The following is a 20,033-nucleotide window of genomic DNA, read 5'->3' on the forward strand; positions in this document are numbered from 1 at the left end:
AGTTCACGCTTCACCTAACCAAAGCAACCATGACCCGCCAACTTCAATTCGGATTTCGGCGCAGTATTGACGTGCATTTGCAAACCGAAGCAACGGAATGTGGACTAGCCTGCATCAGCATGATCGCAACGTTTCATGGCTACGACACCGATCTGCCAACGTTGCGACGGCGCTTTTCGCCATCACTCAAGGGGCTTACGCTGCTCGATCTTGTCAAGATCGGCGCATCCCTCGATCTTGCCGGGCGCGCGGTTCGGCTGGAACCGGAAGAGCTTCACCTGCTGCGCCTGCCGTGCATTCTGCATTGGGATTTTCGGCATTTTGTCGTCCTCGAACGTGTTGGCCGCGATCATGTGATGTTGGTTGACCCCGCACTCGGCGCGCGGCGCATGTCGCTCAAGGAATTGTCGCTGCATTTCAGCGGCATGGCATTGGAACTCGTGCCGACGCCGGCCTTTCAGCCTCGCCGGGATAAGCAGGAAATCGGTCTGCGGTCCCTGATGGGGCGTGCAAGTGGTGTCGGGCGCGGGTTGCTCAGAGTCTTCTTGCTCGCCCTTGCGCTTGAAGTCTTCACCATTGTTGCGCCCTTCTATCCCGAGTGGGTCACGGACCAAGCCATTACAACTGGCGATCGACACTTGCTTCTGATTTTGGCGCTGGGTTTCGGGTTGGTGCTGGTGATCCATATCGCGACAGAGGCAATGCGATCGTGGGCTGTAACGACGTTCAGCACGGTCGTGAATGTGCAATGGTTGGCGAACGTGTTCCGCCATCTGCTGAATCTGCCGCTCGACTATTTCGGAAAACGCCACATTGGCGATATCGTTTCCCGCTTCGATAGCGTCAATACGATCCAGCAAGCGCTGACGGTCGGCTTCGTTGAATCCGTGCTCGATGGTCTCATGTCGATCGGCACCATCATTATCATGATCGTCTACAACGCCCGGCTATCGCTTATCAGCGTGGTTGCCGTCGTGCTCTACGCGATCTTGCGCGCCTGCATTTATGGTGCGCTGCGCATGTCGAATCAGAAGCAGATCGTTTTCGCAGCACGAGGCAAAAGTCTGCTCATGGAATCGGTCCGGGGCATTCAGAGCGTGCGCCTTTTCGGTAAGGCGGAGGACCGGCTGGCCCGCTGGCTGAACGTGATCGTAAGCGAGAAGAACGCCGACCTGCGAACGCGACGGCTTCAACTGATCGCGATCACAAGCAATCATTTCATATTCGGGCTCGAGGCGATTCTAGTGACCTACTTCGGCGCGCTTGCCGTCATCGACCGGTCGCTCTCGCTCGGGATGCTGTTTGCCTTCCTGTCTTATCGTGGGCAGTTCACCGCACGCTTTACTGCGCTGATCGACAAAGTGTACGAGCTGCGGATTCTCAAACTTCACGCGGCGCGGCTGGCGGATATCGTGCTCACGAAACGGGAGCCGGATGAAGTGATGCGAGCGCCGGACGTGGATGAATTTGTGCCGACGCTCGAAGTCAAGAAATTGTCATACAGCTATTCGAAGAACGGGCCGAGGATCATCGATAACCTGGATCTGCGTGTTGAGGCGGGCGAAGCCGTTGCAATTGTCGGGCCCTCCGGCCAAGGCAAAACCACGTTGCTGAAACTGCTCGCCGGCTTGTTGGCACCTCACTCGGGGGAAATTATCGCGGGCGGCATGCCGATTCGGCAAATGGGTCTTGCGAACTATCGCTCCCTGATCGGCGTCGTGATGCAGGAGGATCGACTATTCGCGGGATCGATTGCCGAGAACATCAGCTTCTTCGATCCAACGCCCGACTTCGCGTGGATCACGCAATGCGCGGAAACGGCTTCCGTCCATGCCGATATTCGTGCGATGCCGATGGGCTACTACACCTACATCGGCGACATGGGGTCTGCCCTGTCCGCAGGTCAGCGGCAACGCGTGATGCTCGCACGCGCCCTTTACCGCCGTCCGAAACTGCTCCTGCTCGATGAGGCGACGAGCCATCTTGACGTGAACAACGAACGCGCCGTGAACGCAGCGATGCGCAAGCTGAATATCACACGGATCATTGTCGCGCACCGTCCTGAAACCATCGCATCTGCTGATCGCGTCATCGAGCTTGGGCATGTGCGGGAAACGGCATGAGAAAGAAGAATGTCGCACTTCGAACGCTTTTATACCGTTGTGCGCTCGTTGTTGCCTGCCTTGCGGTCGCCGGGCTCGTCGTTCCGCTGACGCATGCGCAACTGGATCCATTTTCGACACGAAGAGGACTGGAAGACGTATCGCCCGATTTAAACCGGATGGCACGCACTACAGGCGCCTGTAGTGAGGCGAGCCTTCATTCGCCTGTTTCCCTGTATGACGCAGTCAGTCGCGCTCTGTGCAGCGATCCGACCGTGCGCGAAAGCTGGGCGAACATGGTCTTGAACGCGGCTCAGGTGGGTGTCGCAAAATCTGCGTGGTTGCCGACGCTAGACGCCAGTGGCACACGTTCGCGTACGGTTGAAACTGAAGCCTTATCTGGTCCGACCCTGCCTGAGGCGATGGGCCGCACATCGGATCGTTATGGTGAGTTACGGCTGTCGTGGGTGCTCTTCGATTTCGGAAGGCGTGACGCGAACCTGGCCTATTACAAGGGGCTTCTCGAGCTTTCCAAGGCGAGCCATACCGGAGCACTGCAATCTGTGTTCGAACAGGCTGCAGCAGCGTTCTATGCGGTCTGGACTGCACAAAGCACACTTGATGCGGCGAACAACGCCGAGGCGAATGCCGAACGAAGCTTTCAGATTGCCCGGCACAAACACTTTGCGGGCGCCGGTACATTGAACGATGAATTGCAGGCTAAGGCCGCATGGCAGGAGGCAATTTACACACGCGTAAGCGCGACGGGTGCGCTCAAGGCCGCGCAAGGCACCTTGTGTCTACGCATGGGAATTCCCGTCGATACTGCCATTGAAGTTGATGTGAGCGCGGGGGCTCAACCGGACGTGAATTTTACGTCTTCGATTACTGATCTGCTGGCGCTGGCAAAAGCTGTCAATCCGAAGTTGCTCGAGGCGCAAGCACTGATCGAAGCAGACGAAGCGAACGCGAAACTTGCGCGCAGGGAGGAGTTGCCCACGATTTCCTTGTCGGGCACGTTGAGCAACGACAAGTCATTAGGTGCATTTCCACGCGACACGCGCACGTACAGCAAATATGTAGGAATTCAGATCAGCATCCCCATCTTTTCGGGGTTTGGCCAGGAGTATCACCATCAGGCATCGCAGGCTCAGGTTGATATCGACCGCGCAAGCCTGCATAAAGCCGAGCTGGAAGTCGCGTCGGCAGTATGGCGCAGCTATCAGGACGTGATAACGAAAATGGCAAATCTACAGGTTGCCTCGTCGACACTGGAAAGCGCGCGGGAAGCGTACGACGTAGCGAGCAGACGCTACAGTGCCGGCGTCGGTCCCCTGCTCGATGTCCTGAACGCACAAACCACCCTCGCAACGGCGCAACGTCAGGTGGTGCAATCACAGGCTGATTGGCGTGTGTCGAGGCTCGTGCTGGCCTTTTCGATTGGGACGCTCGACGGTCAGCGTTGGACGCCGCACGCTGAAGCGCCGTGACGATATCTCAGCGCGAAGTGACGGTTTCGATACGCATCCGTTCGCGAGGCGCGGGGCTCACGGCCAGACGTGGACGGTCCCCCTCAATGCGTGCATGGCACGCCCATCGCGACGTGGTCGCGTTACTTGCACTATTCGTCCGTCGCAAAGCCTCGGCGCTATAGGGGTTCAGGGCTCATAAAGCAACAGCTGGTGCGGCTTCCGTTCAGCGCCGCTCGCACCGCCCCGACGAACGGGTGTCACGAGCACGTGTGAAGCTGGCCCGGCCTCCAGCAGCCGAAAGAGCGTTTCGTATTGCGGAATCCACGCCAATTTCCCGCGCCGGCACCTTTTCGTCGCTTGAAAACTTGTTTTGCATTGCAAAAACATCAACGCAATCCATTGAATATAAAGAAAAAATAATGTCTTATGTCTTATATAAGACATCGCCAAAAGCTCAATGGGCGGCGTTACTATTTATCCCATGCAGTCCGCTTCGACAGACGTAGCGGACACGCTCAACCAGTTACTCAAACGCGCTTTGCTCCCAGGAGATTGACATGGCCCAGTATCAAGACGACATCAAGGCAGTTGCCGGTTTGAAAGAAAACCACGGCAGCGCGTGGAATGCGATCAGCCCCGAGTACGCCGCCCGCATGCGCGCCCAGAACAAGTTCAAGACGGGCCTGGACATCGCCAAGTACACCGCGAAGATCATGCGCGCCGACATGGCCGCCTACGACGCCGACCCGGCCAAGTACACGCAGTCGCTGGGTTGCTGGCACGGCTTCATCGGCCAGCAGAAGATGATCTCCATCAAGAAGCACTTCAACAGCACCGAACGCCGCTACCTGTACCTGTCCGGCTGGATGGTCGCTGCGCTGCGTTCCGAGTTCGGCCCGCTGCCGGACCAGTCGATGCACGAGAAGACCTCGGTCAGCGCACTGATCCGCGAGCTGTACACGTTCCTGCGCCAGGCCGACGCCCGTGAGCTCGGCGGCCTGTTCCGCGAGCTCGACGCCGCCAAGGATGCCACCGCGAAGGCCGCAATCCAGGACAAGATCGACAACCACGTCACGCACGTCGTGCCGATCATTGCCGACATCGACGCCGGTTTCGGCAACGCTGAAGCCACGTACCTGCTGGCCAAGCAGTTCATCGAAGCAGGCGCATGCTGCATCCAGATCGAAAACCAGGTGTCCGACGAGAAGCAGTGCGGCCACCAGGACGGCAAGGTCACGGTGCCGCATGAAGACTTCCTCGCGAAGATCCGCGCGATCCGCTACGCGTTCCTGGAACTGGGCGTGGACGACGGCATCATCGTCGCCCGTACCGACTCGCTGGGCGCCGGCCTGACCAAGCAGATCGCCGTGACCAACACGCCGGGCGACCTGGGCGACCAGTACAACGCGTTCCTCGACTGCGAAGAACTGTCGGCCGACCAGCTGGGCAACGGTGACGTCGTCATCAAGCGCGACGGCAAGCTGCTGCGTCCGAAGCGCCTGCCGAGCAACCTGTTCCAGTTCCGCGCCGGCACGGGCGAAGCGCGCTGCGTGCTCGACTGCATCACGTCGCTGCAAAACGGCGCCGACCTGCTGTGGATCGAAACGGAAAAACCGCATATCGCGCAGATCGGCGGCATGGTCAGCGAAATCCGCAAGGTCATCCCGAACGCGAAGCTGGTGTACAACAACAGCCCGTCGTTCAACTGGACGCTGAACTTCCGTCAGCAGGCGTACGACGCGATGAAGGCCGAGGGCAAGGACGTGTCGGCCTACGACCGTGCGCAGCTGATGAGCGTGGAATACGACGAGACGGAACTGGCCAAGCTGGCCGACGAGAAGATCCGTACGTTCCAGGCCGACGCATCGCGTGAAGCCGGCATCTTCCATCACCTGATCACGCTGCCGACGTACCACACCGCCGCGCTGTCGACCGACAACCTGGCCAAGGAATACTTCGGCGACCAGGGCATGCTGGGCTACGTGGCCGGCGTGCAGCGCAAGGAAATCCGCCAGGGTATCGCCTGCGTGAAGCACCAGAACATGTCCGGCTCGGACATCGGTGACGATCACAAGGAATACTTCAGCGGCGAAGCAGCGCTGAAGGCAGCCGGCAAGGACAACACGATGAACCAGTTCTGATACCGGTCATCATCAGGCGAAACGCCAGCCCGTTACGGGCTGGCGTTTTTTTATGCCCCGATCACCCGCACGAACGTGTCCGCCAGCACCGTCGGCGCGACCGGCAACACCAGCGCGCACACCGACCTGGCGTCTTCATCGGAAATCGGCACGAAGACGACCCCGTCGATCCCCAGACTCGCCATCCGTTCCGGCACGATCGCGACGCCCAGCCCGGCCGCGACGAGATTCAGCATCGACGTCTTCGGCGACACGATCCGGGCGGTCGCCGGCACGAAGCCGCGCTTCAGGCAAAGATCGATCACGACGCGCGCGAGCCCGCCCCGCTCCCGATGCACGGCCGATACGAACGGCTCGTGCCGCAGCCGCGAGATCGCCATGCGCTTGCAGCCCGCCAGCGGATGATCGGCCGGCACCGCCGCGCACAAACGCTCGGCCGCGAGCTCGACGAAGCGCACGCGCGGATCGCGGCGCAGCACCGGCAGACGAACGATCCCGATATCGGCGTTGCCGTTCGCGATCTCCAGCACCTGATCCTCGGACGACGCGCGGTCGAGATCGATCCGCGCGCCCGGACACGCGCGCAGGAAGCGCTCGAGCACGGGCATCAGGCTGCCGACGGGAACGGTGCTCGAATGCAGGAGCCGCAAGACGCCCGCTTCGCCGCGCGACAACTGCGCGCCCTCGTCGGCCGCGGCGGTCAGGGTCGCCGGAATCGACGCCACACGTTCGCGATAGCGCGCGCCGGCCGGCGTGAGCCGCACACCGCGCGGCTCCCGGTCGAACAGCGGAAACCCCAGCTCGTCTTCCAGTTGACCGATCTGCCGGCTGAGCGCCGACTGCGCGACGTGGAGCGCGCTCGCGGCCGGCGTGAAGCCGCCGAGATCGGCCACGGTCAGGAAATACTGGATTTGCCTCAGGGATGGCATGCCGAAAAGAGATGGATAAGCGCCCGATTTGATATTTGCGTTATACCGTCGCGCTTTCCAGAATGGAAGCCTGCCGCGCCGGAACCACCGTCACGGCCACTTCGCCGGAGCCTGCCTCGTCGTGACTACTCTCCTGTCCTATCTGCTGGTCGTTGCCGCCGGCGTCAGCGTGGCGTTGCAACAGGTGCTCAACGCCAATCTCCGTGCGCAGCTCGGCTCGCCGTGGTGGGCCGGCTCGGTCAGCTACCTCGTCGGCCTGGCCGCGATGCTCGCCGTTGCGCTGCTGACCCCGCATCCGCGCTCGAGCGGCACCGGCCCCCTCACCGGCGCCGCGTCATGGTTCAGCTGGACCGGCGGGTTCTTCGGCGCGGTGTTCGTCGGCATCGCGATCCTGATGGTGCCGCGGCTGGGCGCCGCGACGACGCTCGCGCTGATCGTCGTCGGGCAGATGACCGGTGCGCTCGTGTTCGACCACTTCGGCGTGCTTGGCATCCAGCAGCATGCGGCCAGCCCGATCCGCCTGGCCGGCGCGGCGTGCCTCATTCTCGGGGTGGTGCTGGTTCGCGCGTGACGCCGTCTCGCGACGACGCCTCGTCACGCGCGGTTCGGCTTCCCCGATGTCCCGAACGGGTCGGTCAGTAGCGATCCGCAACGCCGTCGATCCCGCGTGCCTGCAATGCGCGAACGAGGCCGGCGCGCACGGTCGCGACGTCGGGAAAGGCTGGACGGCGGTGCGCGGCAACTTCGGCGGCTGTATATGGCTTGAAGTCGCGCGGCAGCGCGTCGCGGTTCATGGTCGTGAGTACCCAGTTGAGCACGTCGGCCAGATCCTGGTCCGACAGCGCCGAGTTCGATGCGCCGGGCACGCGCATCACGTATTCGCGCCCGGCCGGCAGATGCGTGAAATAGCCGAGCGAATTCGCAAGCGGCGGTACCTTGCCCGGGATACCGCCGCCCGTCGCCGTGTGGCAGCCCATGCAGTTGAGCACCCAGTGCTGCCGCGCGAGCGCTGCATCGGCGGCGCCGTCGGCATGCGCGGGTGCCGCGGCCAAACCGGCGGCCGCCCCGGCCAGCATCAGCAACGACGCCAGGCGATGCAACAGGCTACCGAGCCACGGCGACACCGCGCTCGACGCGATGTCGCCAACACGGGACGCGCGTGCGAGCGTCACAGGCCGAGCCCCTTGATCACGACTTCGCGTTGCGCATGAACGGCCGTGCCATCCATCGCCTTCGCCCGCGCCGCTCGGATATCGGCCGCCGTGAACGGCTTCGCGTCACCGTGCTGCGCGTTGAGATCGAACACGACGTAGTTGAGCACGTGCGCGATGTCATCGTCGCTCGCTCTCGCAAACGACGGCATCTTGAAGTTGTAATTCTTGTCGCGCACCTTGATCTCGCCGAACATCCCGTGCAGCAGCGTCGCGACCAGTTGTGCACGCCCCGGCTCGGCCGTCACATACTTGCCCGGATACTCGGTCAGCGGCGGCGCAAGGCCGTCCTGCCCCTTGCCGCCCGCCTGATGGCACACCGCGCACTGCGCGTCGAACAGGCTCTTGCCGGCCGGGTAACGCACGGTTTCCTGTGCGCCGGCGGCGGCGGACAGCGTGAAGGCCGTCATGCACGCAAAAACGATCTTTCCAGTTTGGCTTACTTTCATCAGTTACTCCGAGAGACCTCACAATCGGTGGCGCAGGGGAATAGCGTGTCGTTGACAAATGGCACTCAAACATTAGAGTGATCAGCATGATTCTTACCTACCGCTATCGCGCGAAGTCGCTCAACGGACTGCTGAACAAGCAGAGCCGTGCGGTGAACTACGTCTGGAACTTCTGCAACGACACACAGAAGCACGCGCTCAAGTGGCGCAAGAAATGGCCGACGGGTTTCGATCTGAACGTGCTGACGACCGGTAGCAGCAAGGAACTCGGCATCCATTCGGGCACGGTCAACGCAACGTGCGAGCAATACGCCAAGTCGCGCAGTCAGCGCCGACGGCCTTACCTCCGCTATCGCGGGAAAAAATCGCTTGGCTGGGTGCCGCTGAAAGGTCGTGATCTGAAGCGTGAAGGCGATGCATTTCGCTTTGCCGGTAACACCTTTCGTGTGTTCAGAAGCCGGCCACTTCCCGAAGGCAAGATCAAGGATGGAACCAATTTCGCTCAGGACGCGCGCGGCAACTGGTTTCTCAACATCGTGATCGAAGTACCCGATGTTCAGGCTCGCCCGATCCGTTCCGGTGTCGGCATCGATCTCGGCTTGAAAGATTTCGCCACACTTTCGACGGGCGAAAAGCTTCCCAACGACCGGTTTGGTCAGCGTGCGGCCGAAAAGCTGGCGAAAGCCCAACGCGCACGAAAACACAAACGGCATATTGCAAAGTTGCACACCAAGGTAGCGAATGCCCGTGCCGATTTCCAGCACAAGCTCGCGCTCGATCTGGTGCGACGCTTCGACTACATCGCGGTTGGCAACGTGTCGGCCGCAAAACTCGCCAGCACCTGGATGGCGAAGAGCGTCTATGACGCATCCTGGTCGTCCTTTCGAAATAAGCTCCGCTACAAGGCGATGGCGCACGGAGTCACCTTCGAAGAAGTGGATGAAAGCAGTTCCACCCAGTCCTGTTCGGCGTGCGGGTCGAAAGCTAGCACGACGCGGCCGAAAGGTATCGCAGGGCTGCGAATAAGAGAGTGGTCTTGCAGTGAATGTGGTGTCTTGCATGATCGAGATACCAATGCTGCTTTGAACATTCTCCGATGCGGACGTGCATCGCCAGAAGTGGGAATCCCCGCCTTCGGGCGGGGAGGACGTCAATGCTTTGCCGCTCCCAGCAGAACCGAAACCGAACAGTGGTAGTTCGAATTCCCGTTGGCCATGCACCAGTTGATGTCGTTGTTCAGCGACAGCTTGTACAGCGGCTTCTCGCGCTCGTTGCGGTTGCAGAAGCACTTGCCGCACGACGTCTTGCCGCAGCAATCGTTGTACGACACGATGTAGTCCGAACCGTCGTGCGGATTGCGGCAGGTGCCGATCCACGTGATCGGCGAAGGCGTCGTGCCCGGCGGGCAACTGCTCGACGTGCCGCCGCAGCAGCTGCACAGCCAGCCGTCGATCGCGCAGTATTTCCAGTAGTCGCAGCTCATCGGATCGTCGCTTGCCGCCGATGCGGCGCCGCCGGACGCAGCCGACGCGCCCGATGCCGCATCCGCCGCATACGCGGTGCGGTCGACGGGCAGCAGCGGCAGCATCGCCGACCCCACCAGCACCTTGCCGAGCTTCGCCATCGCGCTGCGCCGCGAACTGTGCTGCGCGACGCCGCGCGCCGACCGCTCGAACCATGAATCAAACAGGCCCATGTCGTTGTTCTCCCTTGACGTTGAAAGAGGGGCGCCCGGTCATGCGTGCTGCGCGTGCGCGTCGTGGTCGTGGCCGTGATCGCCGTGCACGAACTGCTGCAGCGATGCGACGCCGCGCTCCTTCGCTTCGAACAGGCTCTCAAGATGCTCACGCGTGTTGACTAGCCCCTTCGCGCGCACCGTGCCGGTTTCGTCGAGCAGCACCGCATACGGCAGCTTGCCGATCTGGTACGCGAGGCCAAGCTCCTGCGACAGCACGTACGGGAAACGCCCGAGGTCGTGCTTGCGCGCGAAGCGCGTGTGTTCGTCGGCATCGCCGTCGCTCGCCAGCACGATGTTCACCGGCGTCGCTTCGCTCGCCTGCAGCGACGGCAGCAGCGGCAGCAACTTCTTGCAGACGGGGCACGTCGGCGACAGGAAGAACAGCAGCGTCGCCTTGCCCGACGCATCGATGCCGCCGACCTTCACCTGCGCGCCGCGAATGTCGGTCAGTTCGAACGTCGGCGCGATCGCGCCGACCGCCGGCCCCTTGTCGATCATCAATGCGCCGGCCGGCATGATGCGTTCGTACAGGATGCCGATCTGGCGCACCAGCGCGAGACAGATCGCGCCGAGCGCGAGGACGGCCACCCACAGCAGGGCGGTGGAAACGGTGAGAGCGGTTTGCATCATGAATTCCTCAGGTGGGAAAGCCGCGGGTCGTTGGCGAGCAGCACGTCGACGGTGAGCAGCGCGCAGACGATCAGCAGCACGGAGAAGAACAGCGTCAGGTAGTCGAACCACACGACCGCGCGCGCGCCCGGCTCGACGAGCGCGGTCGCGGCCAGCGCGCCGAGCAGCAGCGCGCGTCCGACGTGCAGCCAGCCGATGCCGCGTGGCGCATCGGTGCGCGCCGCCGCGAAGCCGGAACAGCCGCAGTCGATGTCGGTGTGGCCGCGCAGGAGATTGATCGCGATCGCGGCGGCGAAAGCCAGCAGCAACGCGATCAGGCCGATCGCGCCGGCCGTGCGCGTATCGGGAAACAGCAGCGCCGCGGCGCCGATCGCTTCCGCGAGCGGAATCGCGAACGCGACGGGCGCGGTCAGCGCGTCGGGCAGCAGCCGATAACCGGCAAGCGCCTGGCTGAACGCGGCGGGCCGCCGCATCTTCGCGAACGCGCCGAGCAGCACGACGACGGCGGCGCCGGCCTGCGCGCTGGTGGCAAGTACGGGATCGAGCGTCATTGCGGCCTCACGGGTTGACGAGCAGCGACGACGTATTGCCGATCTGCTTCTCGACGTGCTGCAGCTTGCCGGTGCGCGCATCCATCACGACGAGGTCGGACGTCGCCGTCAGCCCGTAGAACAGCGGCTTGTCGTCCTCGCTGACCTGGATCGACACGAGCGGATCGATCTTCTGCTGCGCGAGATCCCAGCGCGCGACACGCTGCTTCGACTTCAGGTCAACCACCCACACTTGCGTGCCGGGATCCTTGTGCGAGCCGTCGCCGCCCTTGTGCATCAACACGTAGTAGCGGTTCTGCCTGGCCTGCACGGCCGTCTGCTGCATGCCGCCCGGGCGCCAGCCCTCGGCGCGCTCGGCATCCGTCAGCAGCGGCCATGGCTTGCCGAACGCGGGCTTGTCGCCGCTGAAATCCGCACTGAGTACGTTGCCGCCATACGTCGTGAACAGATAGTCGCCCTTGTAGCGCGACGCATTCACGAACGCCGGATCCTTGTCGACGTCGATGAACGCCTCCGACATCGTGCGCTTCGCTTCCTTGCCGTTCGCATCGAGCGTGACGGTCAGCGCCTTGCCGCTTTCGCACAGTGCGGTGAAGCGGTCGTTGCCCGACGGATAGGCGAGCACGCAAGCGGCCGTATCGATCTCCGACAGCACCTGCTTCGACACGGCATCGATCACCGTCACCGATGCGGCCGGCGTGATGTTCGCGACGTACAGCCGCTTGCCGTCCGCGCTGAACGCGGTGTTGTACGGCGACGGCACATGCTGCGCATGCTTCGCCGGAATCACGATCTCGCCCGCATGATCGAGCGTCGTGTTGTCGGTCATCTCGACGACGTCGGTGCGCGTGCCGTGCGAGCCGCGCGAGAAGTAGGTCGTCGCAACGAAGCTCGTCTTGTGGTCGGGCGAAATCGCGAAGCCGGGGCCGAAGCCGCCGTCGATCTGGCCGAGTAGCTTCTTCGCATCGGCGTCGTATACGTAGATACGCCCGTCGGTCATCGACGGCATCGAGATGTCGACGATATAGACCTCGTGCGGATGCCACGGCGGCATCTTCTGCACGACCAGTTCCTCCGGCTTTTCCGTCGCGTACGCGCTACCGACCCATGCCGCCGCGAACGCCAGCGTCGCCGCGAGCACCGCGGTTCGTCGCCTTGTCCTCATGTCGCCTCCAGTTGGGGAATCACGTGATGTGGGGCGACTGTAGTTCGACAATAAATCCGGTCAGCACCCGGACCGGCACCGCGTGCGTGCCGATTCGGGATATTGGAAAACCGCCTGAAAGCCGCGCCGGCCGGACGCTTCCGACCCCCTGACCCATGCGCTCGAAATAGCGCTCCCCCTTATTGCGCCGACCACGCGGTCGGTTTAATCTTGCGCGGTCCTGATCGATGCACCCGGAGGCGCCGTGTTCGTGTTTCACGAGAGGTTCGACAACGCGGACCGGCATGCCGAGGCGCTGCGCGGCTGGAACCAGCGCTACGACCAGATCGGCTCCGGCGTGTATCGCAGCGCGGTCAAGCATGCGGTGCTGGACGGCGTGCAGTTGTTCCAGGAAGCCGCCAACGTTCGCATCATCCAGCGTGGAAGACTGCCGCACGACCACACGGTGTTCGGCATGCCGCTCACCGGCTCGGGCGCGTTCGCATTCGGCGGCGCACGCATCGAGCGCGGCACGATGGTGATGGCGCGCGGCGGTGCGCCGTTCGAGCTGCATTCGCCCGACGACATGTCGCTGATCGGTGTCGTCGCCGATCGCGAATTGATGCAGCAGGTCGAGGATGCGGCCGGTGTCCACCTCGACGAAGCCGCGTTGCGGCGCGGTGTCGTCGACATGCCCACCGCCGTGCTGATGCGCGCGAGCGTGCAGGTCGCCACGCAAATCGAGCGCGTGCTGTCGGCACCCGATACGTACCTCGACGCACGCGCGCAACGCGAACTGCGTGGCGAGATCGGCAACGTGCTCGTCGATCTCCTCACGTACCGGATTCCCGAGCCTTCGAACCGTCTCACGCACGCCTGCCGCGCCGACATCGTGCGCCGCGTGCACGACTACGTGATCGGCCATCCCGAAGCACCGGTCGACGTGCTGAGCCTGTGCACGCAATTGCGCGTGAGCCGGCGCACGATGCAGAACAGCTTCCAGTCGGTCGTGCAGACCAGCCCGTTGAACTACGTGCGCTCGCTGCGCCTGTCGCAAGTGCGGCGGATGCTGCTCGATACGCGGCAGGCCGACCTGGCGATCAGCGACGCGGCCGCGCGCTGGGGCTTCATTCATCTCGGGCATTTCGCGAACGCGTACAAGGCGCAGTTCGGCGAGTTGCCGTCGACCACCGCGCGCCGGGCCGGGCGCGACGCAAAAACGCGCTGAGCCCGCGCAAAACCCGCGATAATCTCCCGCTGACCGTTCGGCGAGCGCGAACCGGCCGCGGCACCTGCCCGTCCGCCCGCCGCCCCGCACGATGCGCGACGACCACCGGATTCCATCTCCTGCCCCGATGCCCGAGGATTTCCATTTCCTGCTGCTGCCCGGCTTCTCCGCACTCGGCTTCATGTCCGCGGTCGAGCCGCTGCGCGTCGCGAACCGCTTTCGCACCGAGCTCTATCGCTGGCACGTGATCAGCGCCGACGGCGCGCCCGTCGCCGCGAGCAACGGTATTCCGGTTGCCGCCGAAGCCGCGTGCGCGGAGGTCGACAAGGTCGAGACGGTATTCGTTGTCGCGGGTTTCGATCCGCTCGTGTGCTACACCCGCGCGATCGGCGACTGGCTGCGCCGTCAGCACCGTCATGGTGCAACCCTAGGCGGCATCGACACGGGCAGCTTCGTGCTCGCGGAAGCCGGGCTGTTCGACACGTCGCAACCGCTCACGCTGCACTGGGAAGCGCTGGCCGCGTTCCGCGAACGCTACCCCGGGCTGAACGCGACGCAGGAGCTGTTCGAGATCGACGACCGGCGCATCACGTGCGCGGGCGGCACCGCGTCGATCGACATGATGCTCGACCTGATCGGGCGGCGGCACGGCGCCGATCTCGCGGCGGCGATCTCCGAGCAGTTCGTCGTCAGCCGGATCCGGCAGCGCTCCGACAGCCAGCGGCTCGAGATCGCCGCGCGCTACGGCGTGCACAACCGCAAGCTGATCCAGGTGATCGGCACGATGCAGCGGCACATGGAAAACCCGCTCGGCTCCGATGCGCTCGCGCAGGAGGTGTCGATCACGCGGCGCCAGCTCGAACGGCTGTTCAGCGCGACGCTGAACGACACGCCGACGCACTTCTACCTGAACCTGCGCCTCGATCGCGCACGTGAACTGCTGCAGCAGACGGACATGAGCATCACGTCGGTCTGCGTCGCATGCGGGTTCGAATCGCCGTCGCATTTCTCGCGCACGTATCGCACGCGATTCGGGCTGAGCCCGCGCAACGACCGCCGCGCGACGCGCTGATCGTCGCCGGTTTCACGCACAATCCGGCGCTGAATTGCGCGTTCGGGCAGCGATTCCCGCCGCTCGCTGAACAATGCCGGCGATTGATCGACGAACCGAAGCGGTCGTCGAAAATAAATTGGAATGTCGTTGAAAATATTCTGTAACATACCAAAAAAAGTTAGATAGGCAGCCTAACGACATGCATGCCGCATCGCGCCATGCGGGCTGCCACCGATATCGATCCGATCCGAGGGGTATGACATGACGATGCTCGCTTCGCCGTCGCCGCACCTGCCTGCCGTTCGCTTCTTCTCCCGCTTCTCCCCCGCTTCGCCCGCCTGTTTCTTTTCGACCTGACATTTAGGGTTCCTTAGTCAGTCGACGTTCCCAACACCGCTTCGCCGCACTGGCGCCATCGCGCCGGCGCGCGGGCCGTGTCGTGCCTGCGCGCCACGAACGCGCGGGCGTGTCCAACCGTTGAGATGAGGATCACGTATGCAGACATCACGCAAAGCACTGCCGCTCGCCCTGGGTCTCGCGCTCGGTTTCGGCATCGTCGGCGGCACCGCAGCCGATACGAAAGTGTCGAACCCGCAAGCCACGAGCCTGCGCGAAAGCCTGACGCGCGGCGTCGCGCCGCCGGCCGCCAAGGCCGATACGGCCGCCGGGCAGTTTCGCGCGGACGGCGTCGCCGTCACGCTCTACAACCCCGCGTATCGCGCGAAGAAAACCGCCACGACGCCCGCCGCCACCGCGCGCGACTTCGTCGCGTCGCAGGCCACGCAGCTCGGGCTCGACGCGACCGCGCTCGCGAGCCTCGTCGTCACGTCGGAGCGCGCGGATGCCGACTTCACTGTCGTGCGCCTGCAGCAACAGGCGGCCGGATTGCCCGTCTACGGCAGCGATATCGCGGTGACGGTCGCGAAGGACGGCCGCATCCTGTACGTCGCGAGCAACACGATCAACGGCGTGGTCGCGACGTCGCGCAAGTCGCAGGCCGTCGACCAGCAGCAGGCGCTCGACCGCGCCCGCGCGTATCTCGGCGTGAGCGGCTTCACGAACCTGGATGCGCAGCTCGTCGCCTTCGTCGACAAGACCGGCACGCATACCGCGTGGAAAGTGCGCGGCCGCCCGAACGACGGCCCGAAGGGCGACTGGGAGCTGCTGATCGACTCGGGCAGCGGCGAAGTGCTGCGCGCCGAGGACAAGGCGTTCTACGCGACCGACGGCACGGGCTTCGTGTTCCGGCCCGACCCGCTGTCGCCGACCAAGAGCAGCTACGGCAGCACGGGATTCAAGGACAACAACGACGCCGATTCGTCGCAGCTCACCGCCGCACGCGTGCGCGTGACGCTGAAGGATCTCGCGCAGTCGGGCGGACGCTATTCGCTGACGGGCCCGTACGCGTCGTGCATCGATTTCGATGCGCCGCTCGACAAGGCCTGCCCCGTGCAGTCGACGCCCGCGTTCGAGTTCACGCGCGGCAACCTGTATTTCGAGGCCGTGAACGTGTACTACCACATCGACACGTTCCTGCGTTACGTGAACCAGACGCTCGGCATCAAGGCGCTGCCGTACCAGTACACCGGCGGCGTGCAGTACGACCCGCACGGCGAATCGGGCGACGACAACTCGTCGTATTCGTCGAGCAGCGGCCGGCTGACCTTCGGGCAAGGCGGCGTCGACGATGCCGAGGATGCGGACGTCGTGATCCACGAGCTCGGCCACGGCATCCACGACTGGGTGACGAACGGCGGCCTGTCGCAACAGGAAGGGCTGTCGGAAGGCACCGGCGACTATCTCGCCGCCGCGTACAGCCGCGACTTCAACCAGTGGAGCCCGTCGGATGCGCAATACCACTGGGTCTACAACTGGGACGGCCACAACGAGTTCTGGGGCGGCCGCGTGACCAACTGGAACGTCGGGCGCACCTACGCGCAGGCACGCGGCGCGGAGATCCATACGGCCGGCCAGTACTGGGCGTCGTGCAACCTCGTCGCACGCGATGCGATCGGTGCGCAGGCGATGGACAAGGCATTCCTGAAAGGGTTGTCGATGACCAACAGCTCGACCAACCAGAAGGCCGCCGCGCAGGCCGTGCTGACGGCAGCGTCCGCGCTCGGCTACAGCAGCGCGCAGCTGACCGCGATCGGCAATGCGTACAACCAGAGTTGCACGTACGGCGTGACCGTACCGAAGAAGTCGTAATTCCGCAGCAGGCGTGGGCGCCTCGCACGACCTGCGGCGCGCCCGCTTCCTCGACATCGCCATCCTCACGAGATCGAACATGCCTACTCTGAAACTGACCCGCCTGAGCGCCGCGCTGGGCGGCATGCTGCTGACCGCCGCCGCGCATGCGACGCCGGTGTGGATCACACTCGGCGACGCGGCGTTCCGCCAGTTGCAACGCATCGACGCCGGCGCCACCGCGCAGTACAGCACGACCCTCGACGCGGGCAAGACGGCCGACGGCGCCGCGCGCCGCGAAACCGTTCACGTCGTCGAGATCGACGATTCACGGCTCGGCGACCTGGCCCATGCCGTCCACCATACGCGCGGCCACGGGCCCGGCTATGTCGTGCACGACTCGTTCGACGACGCGCGCCAGGCACTGCAGCCGTTGCCGCCGACGCTCGCGAAACAGGCCGCCGCCTCCGTGTACAAGGTATCGAACGCGCCGCAGATCGGCACGTGGATCCAGCAGCTGCAGGCGAGCAACATCGTCGGCACGATCACGTCGCTGTCCGGCTTCACGAACCGCTACTACACGACGTCGCACGGCGTCGCCGCATCGGACTGGCTCGCACTGCAGTGGAAGCAGCTGGCGGGCTCGCGCGCCGACATCACCGTCGAACAGTTCGCGCACACCGGCTTTCCGCAGAAATCCGTGATCCTGACGATCCGCGGCAGCGATCCGGCCGCGGGCACCGTCGTGCTGGGCGGCCACCTCGACTCGACGGTCGGCCGCACGACGGAGAACACGCGCTCGCCCGGCGCGGACGACGATGCATCGGGCATCGCCAGCCTCACCGAAGCGCTGCGCGTGCTGCTCGCGAACAACTACAAGCCGAAGCGCACGATCAAGTTCGTCGGGTACGCAGCCGAGGAAGCCGGCCTGCTCGGCTCGAAAGCGATCGCGAAGCAGTTCCGCGCGCAGAATGCGAACGTGGTCGGCGTGCTGCAGCTCGACATGACGAACTACAAGGGCGATCCGAAGGATATCTACCTGATCACCGACTACACGAACGCGTCGCAGAACACCTACCTGACGAATCTGGCGAAGACCTACCTGCCGGAACTCGCGATCGGCACGTCGCAGTGCGGGTATGCATGCTCGGATCATGCGTCGTGGAATGCGCAAGGGTATCCGGCGTCGTTTCCGTTCGAAGCCGACCAGAACGACAGCCCGTATATCCATACCGTGAACGACACGCTGGAGAATTCGGATCGCCAGGCGAATCATGCGCTGAAGTTCGGCAAGCTGGCGCTGGCCTACGCGGTCGATCTCGGCGGGAACGGCAGCGCGACCGTCAAGCGCTGACCCGGCGACGGCCGGTGGCGGTGGAACGGGCGCGTGATGCGGGCGCGCCCGTTCGAACCCGGCCGAACGCGTTAGCCGTTCCGGATAGAATCGTCATTCGCTCACTTCAGCAACACGGTGCAATGCCATGACCGATATCTCCCGCTCGTTCGACGATCTCACGCCCGAACGCGTCACGACCGCATTCGACCTGCCCGGCCACACGACCGTCCGCTCGCTCGGCGTCGCACAGGGGATCATCGTGCGCTCGCGCTCGATCGTCGGCTCGTTCGGCGCGTCGCTGCAAACCCTCTTCGGCGGCAATATCACGCTGTATACGTCGCTGTGCGAGAAGGCGCGCCAGCAAGCGTTCGACAAGATGCTTGGCGACGCGCGCAAACTCGGCGCGAATGCGATCGTCGCAATGCGCTACGACTCGACCGAGATCGGGGCGGGCGTCACGGAAGTCATCTGCTACGGCACGGCCGTGCGGGTCGCGCGCGACGCCGGCGCCTGACCGCCAATCGTGCGCGCCGGCCGCCCACACGATCGCAGAAATGGCGTCGGTATTGCCTCAGCGCTCGCGTTCCAGCGAAGTCATGTTCCGCAGTTGCGGAAACAACCGCATCCACGTGAGCGCGACCAGAATCGTCGCGGCGCCACCCACGACGATCGCCGCCGGCGCGCCCCACCATGCGGCCGTCACGCCCGACTCGAATTCGCCGAGCTGGTTCGACGTCCCGATGAACAGCGAATTGACCGCGCTCACGCGCCCGAGCATGTCGTCGGGCGTGCGCAGTTGCACGAGCGACAGCCGCACGACGACGCTGACGACGTCCGACGCGCCGAGCGCGGCCAGCGCCACGAGCGACAGCGCGAAGTGCCGCGACAAGCCGAACACGATCGTCGCGATGCCGAATGCGATCACGCCGCCGAACATCGCGCGGCCCGGCCGCCCCTTCAGCGGGAACCGCGTGAGCCACAGCGTGCCCGCGAGCGCACCGACCGCGGGCGCCGCGCGCAGCGCACCGAGCCCCCACGGGCCGACCTGCAGGATGTCGCGCGCGTAGATCGGCAGCAACGCGGTCGCGCCGCCGAACAGCACCGCGAACAGGTCGAGCGACAGCGCGCCGAGAATCGCCGGCTCGCGCCGGATGAACGCGATCCCCGAAAACACCGAGCGCAGCGTGACCGGTTCGCGCGCGGGCGGCGCACTGCGCAGCGGAATCGTGCCGCTCAGCACCGCCGCGATCGCGAATGCAACGACGCTCGTGCCGAATGCCGCGGGCGCACCGACGCCATACAGCAGCCCGCCGAACGCGGGCCCGAGGATCTGCGCGGCCTGGTTCGCGGACGTCGACAGCGCGGTCGCGCGCGGCAGGTCGGTGCGCGGCACGACGGCCGGCAATAGCGACGACACCGACGGCGACTCGAACGCGCGGGCCGTGCCGACGATCGCCGCGAGCGCGTACACGGCCGGTGCGGCCAGCCACCCTTGCGTGGCGCCGAGCAGGAACACCCCGGCGGCCAGCGCCTCGACGCCCTGGCAGATCGTCGCGATGCGCCGGCGATCGTAGCGGTCGGCCACCTGCCCGACGACGAGCGTCAGTGCGAACATCGGCACGAACTGCGCGAGGCCGACGAGACCGAGCGCGAACGCGCTGTGCGTGAGCGCGTAGACGTACCAGCCGATGGCGACCGACAGGATCTGGAAAGCCAGGGAAGACATGACGCGCGTGCCCCAGAAACGCTGGAACGGGACATGGCGGAACAGGTTGGCGGGTAACGCGGATAAAGGACTGGGGTCGGGCACGGAGTCGGTCATCGAAGTCTCGGCAGGCGGCGCTGCGCGCCGGTACCGTTC

Annotated in this window: 18 protein-coding genes; 10 read left to right on the plus strand and 8 right to left on the minus strand. The window is 64.4% G+C overall.

Going from position 1 to position 20,033, the window contains the following annotated elements:
• Positions 1 to 29: 29 nt before the first annotated feature.
• The 3 genes from G3N96_RS11775 (at position 30) to G3N96_RS11785 (ending at position 5,715) form a co-directional block, all read left to right on the plus strand.
• Positions 30 to 2,123, plus strand: coding sequence for a peptidase domain-containing ABC transporter (locus G3N96_RS11775; protein WP_124578540.1), 2,094 nt, complete (start codon positions 30 to 32; stop codon positions 2,121 to 2,123).
• Positions 2,120 to 3,592 carry a TolC family protein gene (locus G3N96_RS11780; RefSeq protein ID WP_206137323.1) on the plus strand — a complete coding sequence of 491 codons (1,473 nt, stop codon included), beginning with the start codon at positions 2,120 to 2,122 and terminating at the stop codon, positions 3,590 to 3,592. The genes G3N96_RS11775 and G3N96_RS11780 overlap by 4 nt, the downstream gene beginning before the upstream one ends.
• 539 nt (positions 3,593 to 4,131) lie before the next feature.
• Positions 4,132 to 5,715: an isocitrate lyase gene (locus G3N96_RS11785; protein WP_046548501.1), complete on the plus strand. Its 1,584-nt coding sequence runs from the start codon at positions 4,132 to 4,134 to the stop codon at positions 5,713 to 5,715.
• A gap of 50 nt (positions 5,716 to 5,765) precedes the next feature.
• Here the strand turns inward: G3N96_RS11785 and G3N96_RS11790 are convergent, their stop codons facing one another.
• Complete coding sequence (locus G3N96_RS11790) at positions 5,766 to 6,644, minus strand: LysR substrate-binding domain-containing protein (RefSeq protein ID WP_206137324.1); 879 nt, start codon at positions 6,642 to 6,644, stop codon at positions 5,766 to 5,768.
• Positions 6,645 to 6,765: 121 nt separating this feature from the next.
• Here G3N96_RS11790 and G3N96_RS11795 point away from each other — a divergent pair, with 121 nt between their 5' ends.
• Positions 6,766 to 7,215 (plus strand): DMT family transporter, encoded by a 450-nt coding sequence (locus G3N96_RS11795; protein ID WP_206137325.1) that lies wholly within the window; start codon positions 6,766 to 6,768, stop codon positions 7,213 to 7,215.
• 64 nt (positions 7,216 to 7,279) lie between these two features.
• On the opposite strand, the gene G3N96_RS11800 is transcribed toward G3N96_RS11795, so the two are convergent.
• Together G3N96_RS11800 and G3N96_RS11805 are read right to left on the minus strand one after the other, a co-directional pair.
• Positions 7,280 to 7,720 carry a cytochrome c gene (locus tag G3N96_RS11800; protein ID WP_241022602.1) on the minus strand — a complete coding sequence of 147 codons (441 nt, stop codon included), beginning with the start codon at positions 7,718 to 7,720 and terminating at the stop codon, positions 7,280 to 7,282.
• A gap of 92 nt (positions 7,721 to 7,812) precedes the next feature.
• On the minus strand, positions 7,813 to 8,304 hold the full coding sequence (locus G3N96_RS11805) for a cytochrome c (protein ID WP_206137326.1): 492 nt from the start codon (positions 8,302 to 8,304) through the stop codon (positions 7,813 to 7,815).
• Between the two features lie 86 nt (positions 8,305 to 8,390).
• Here G3N96_RS11805 and G3N96_RS11810 point away from each other — a divergent pair, with 86 nt between their 5' ends.
• Positions 8,391 to 9,500: a transposase gene (locus G3N96_RS11810; RefSeq protein ID WP_241022600.1), complete on the plus strand. Its 1,110-nt coding sequence runs from the start codon at positions 8,391 to 8,393 to the stop codon at positions 9,498 to 9,500.
• On the opposite strand, the gene G3N96_RS11815 is transcribed toward G3N96_RS11810, so the two are convergent.
• Genes G3N96_RS11815 through G3N96_RS11830 form a run of 4 tightly spaced genes read right to left on the minus strand, consistent with a single transcriptional unit; the run spans position 9,455 to position 12,388 of the window.
• The gene (locus G3N96_RS11815) at positions 9,455 to 10,000 is read right to left on the minus strand and encodes a methylamine dehydrogenase light chain (protein WP_206137327.1); all 546 of its coding nucleotides are present in this window, start codon (positions 9,998 to 10,000) and stop codon (positions 9,455 to 9,457) included. The genes G3N96_RS11810 and G3N96_RS11815 overlap by 46 nt on opposite strands.
• A gap of 39 nt (positions 10,001 to 10,039) precedes the next feature.
• Positions 10,040 to 10,672: a methylamine dehydrogenase accessory protein MauD gene (gene mauD, locus G3N96_RS11820; protein WP_206137328.1), complete on the minus strand. Its 633-nt coding sequence runs from the start codon at positions 10,670 to 10,672 to the stop codon at positions 10,040 to 10,042.
• Positions 10,669 to 11,223, minus strand: coding sequence for a MauE/DoxX family redox-associated membrane protein (locus G3N96_RS11825; protein WP_206137329.1), 555 nt, complete (start codon positions 11,221 to 11,223; stop codon positions 10,669 to 10,671). Before G3N96_RS11825 ends, mauD begins: the two co-directional genes overlap by 4 nt.
• A 7-nt stretch (positions 11,224 to 11,230) precedes the next feature.
• Positions 11,231 to 12,388 (minus strand): amine dehydrogenase large subunit, encoded by a 1,158-nt coding sequence (locus G3N96_RS11830; protein ID WP_206137330.1) that lies wholly within the window; start codon positions 12,386 to 12,388, stop codon positions 11,231 to 11,233.
• A gap of 244 nt (positions 12,389 to 12,632) precedes the next feature.
• Between G3N96_RS11830 and G3N96_RS11835 the strand changes: the two genes are divergently transcribed.
• The 5 genes from G3N96_RS11835 (at position 12,633) to G3N96_RS11855 (ending at position 18,686) form a co-directional block, all read left to right on the plus strand.
• Positions 12,633 to 13,595, plus strand: coding sequence for a helix-turn-helix domain-containing protein (locus G3N96_RS11835; RefSeq protein WP_206137331.1), 963 nt, complete (start codon positions 12,633 to 12,635; stop codon positions 13,593 to 13,595).
• Between the two features lie 127 nt (positions 13,596 to 13,722).
• Positions 13,723 to 14,667, plus strand: a complete 945-nt coding sequence (locus G3N96_RS11840; protein WP_206137351.1) for a GlxA family transcriptional regulator — start codon at positions 13,723 to 13,725, stop codon at positions 14,665 to 14,667.
• Positions 14,668 to 15,144: 477 nt separating this feature from the next.
• Positions 15,145 to 16,857, plus strand: a complete 1,713-nt coding sequence (locus G3N96_RS11845) for a M36 family metallopeptidase (protein ID WP_206137332.1) — start codon at positions 15,145 to 15,147, stop codon at positions 16,855 to 16,857.
• Between the two features lie 79 nt (positions 16,858 to 16,936).
• Entirely contained in the window at positions 16,937 to 18,190 is a 1,254-nt protein-coding gene (locus G3N96_RS11850) for a M20/M25/M40 family metallo-hydrolase (RefSeq protein WP_206137333.1), read from the plus strand.
• A gap of 127 nt (positions 18,191 to 18,317) precedes the next feature.
• Positions 18,318 to 18,686, plus strand: a complete 369-nt coding sequence (locus tag G3N96_RS11855; RefSeq protein ID WP_069252350.1) for a YbjQ family protein — start codon at positions 18,318 to 18,320, stop codon at positions 18,684 to 18,686.
• Positions 18,687 to 18,743: 57 nt separating this feature from the next.
• Here G3N96_RS11855 and G3N96_RS11860 read toward each other — a convergent pair whose 3' ends face one another.
• On the minus strand, positions 18,744 to 19,994 hold the full coding sequence (locus G3N96_RS11860) for an MFS transporter (protein WP_124578566.1): 1,251 nt from the start codon (positions 19,992 to 19,994) through the stop codon (positions 18,744 to 18,746).
• Positions 19,995 to 20,033 lie beyond the last annotated feature (39 nt).

The organism is Burkholderia sp. Se-20373, from assembly GCF_017104705.1.
Lineage (GTDB): Bacteria > Pseudomonadota > Gammaproteobacteria > Burkholderiales > Burkholderiaceae > Burkholderia.

What these genes read in the sequence shown, in the direction of transcription:
- G3N96_RS11775 (WP_124578540.1), top strand. Translation starts at nt 30, where the DNA reads ATGACCCGCCAACTTCAATTCGGATTTCGGCGCAGTATTGACGTGCAT.
- G3N96_RS11780 (WP_206137323.1), top strand. Translation starts at nt 2,120, where the DNA reads ATGAGAAAGAAGAATGTCGCACTTCGAACGCTTTTATACCGTTGTGCG.
- G3N96_RS11785 (WP_046548501.1), top strand. Translation starts at nt 4,132, where the DNA reads ATGGCCCAGTATCAAGACGACATCAAGGCAGTTGCCGGTTTGAAAGAA.
- G3N96_RS11790 (WP_206137324.1), bottom strand. Translation starts at nt 6,644, where the DNA reads ATGCCATCCCTGAGGCAAATCCAGTATTTCCTGACCGTGGCCGATCTC.
- G3N96_RS11800 (WP_241022602.1), bottom strand. Translation starts at nt 7,720, where the DNA reads ATGCTGGCCGGGGCGGCCGCCGGTTTGGCCGCGGCACCCGCGCATGCC.
- G3N96_RS11805 (WP_206137326.1), bottom strand. Translation starts at nt 8,304, where the DNA reads ATGAAAGTAAGCCAAACTGGAAAGATCGTTTTTGCGTGCATGACGGCC.
- G3N96_RS11810 (WP_241022600.1), top strand. Translation starts at nt 8,391, where the DNA reads ATGATTCTTACCTACCGCTATCGCGCGAAGTCGCTCAACGGACTGCTG.
- G3N96_RS11815 (WP_206137327.1), bottom strand. Translation starts at nt 10,000, where the DNA reads ATGGGCCTGTTTGATTCATGGTTCGAGCGGTCGGCGCGCGGCGTCGCG.
- mauD (WP_206137328.1), bottom strand. Translation starts at nt 10,672, where the DNA reads ATGATGCAAACCGCTCTCACCGTTTCCACCGCCCTGCTGTGGGTGGCC.
- G3N96_RS11825 (WP_206137329.1), bottom strand. Translation starts at nt 11,223, where the DNA reads ATGACGCTCGATCCCGTACTTGCCACCAGCGCGCAGGCCGGCGCCGCC.
- G3N96_RS11830 (WP_206137330.1), bottom strand. Translation starts at nt 12,388, where the DNA reads ATGAGGACAAGGCGACGAACCGCGGTGCTCGCGGCGACGCTGGCGTTC.
- G3N96_RS11840 (WP_206137351.1), top strand. Translation starts at nt 13,723, where the DNA reads ATGCCCGAGGATTTCCATTTCCTGCTGCTGCCCGGCTTCTCCGCACTC.
- G3N96_RS11845 (WP_206137332.1), top strand. Translation starts at nt 15,145, where the DNA reads ATGCAGACATCACGCAAAGCACTGCCGCTCGCCCTGGGTCTCGCGCTC.
- G3N96_RS11850 (WP_206137333.1), top strand. Translation starts at nt 16,937, where the DNA reads ATGCCTACTCTGAAACTGACCCGCCTGAGCGCCGCGCTGGGCGGCATG.
- G3N96_RS11855 (WP_069252350.1), top strand. Translation starts at nt 18,318, where the DNA reads ATGACCGATATCTCCCGCTCGTTCGACGATCTCACGCCCGAACGCGTC.
- G3N96_RS11860 (WP_124578566.1), bottom strand. Translation starts at nt 19,994, where the DNA reads ATGACCGACTCCGTGCCCGACCCCAGTCCTTTATCCGCGTTACCCGCC.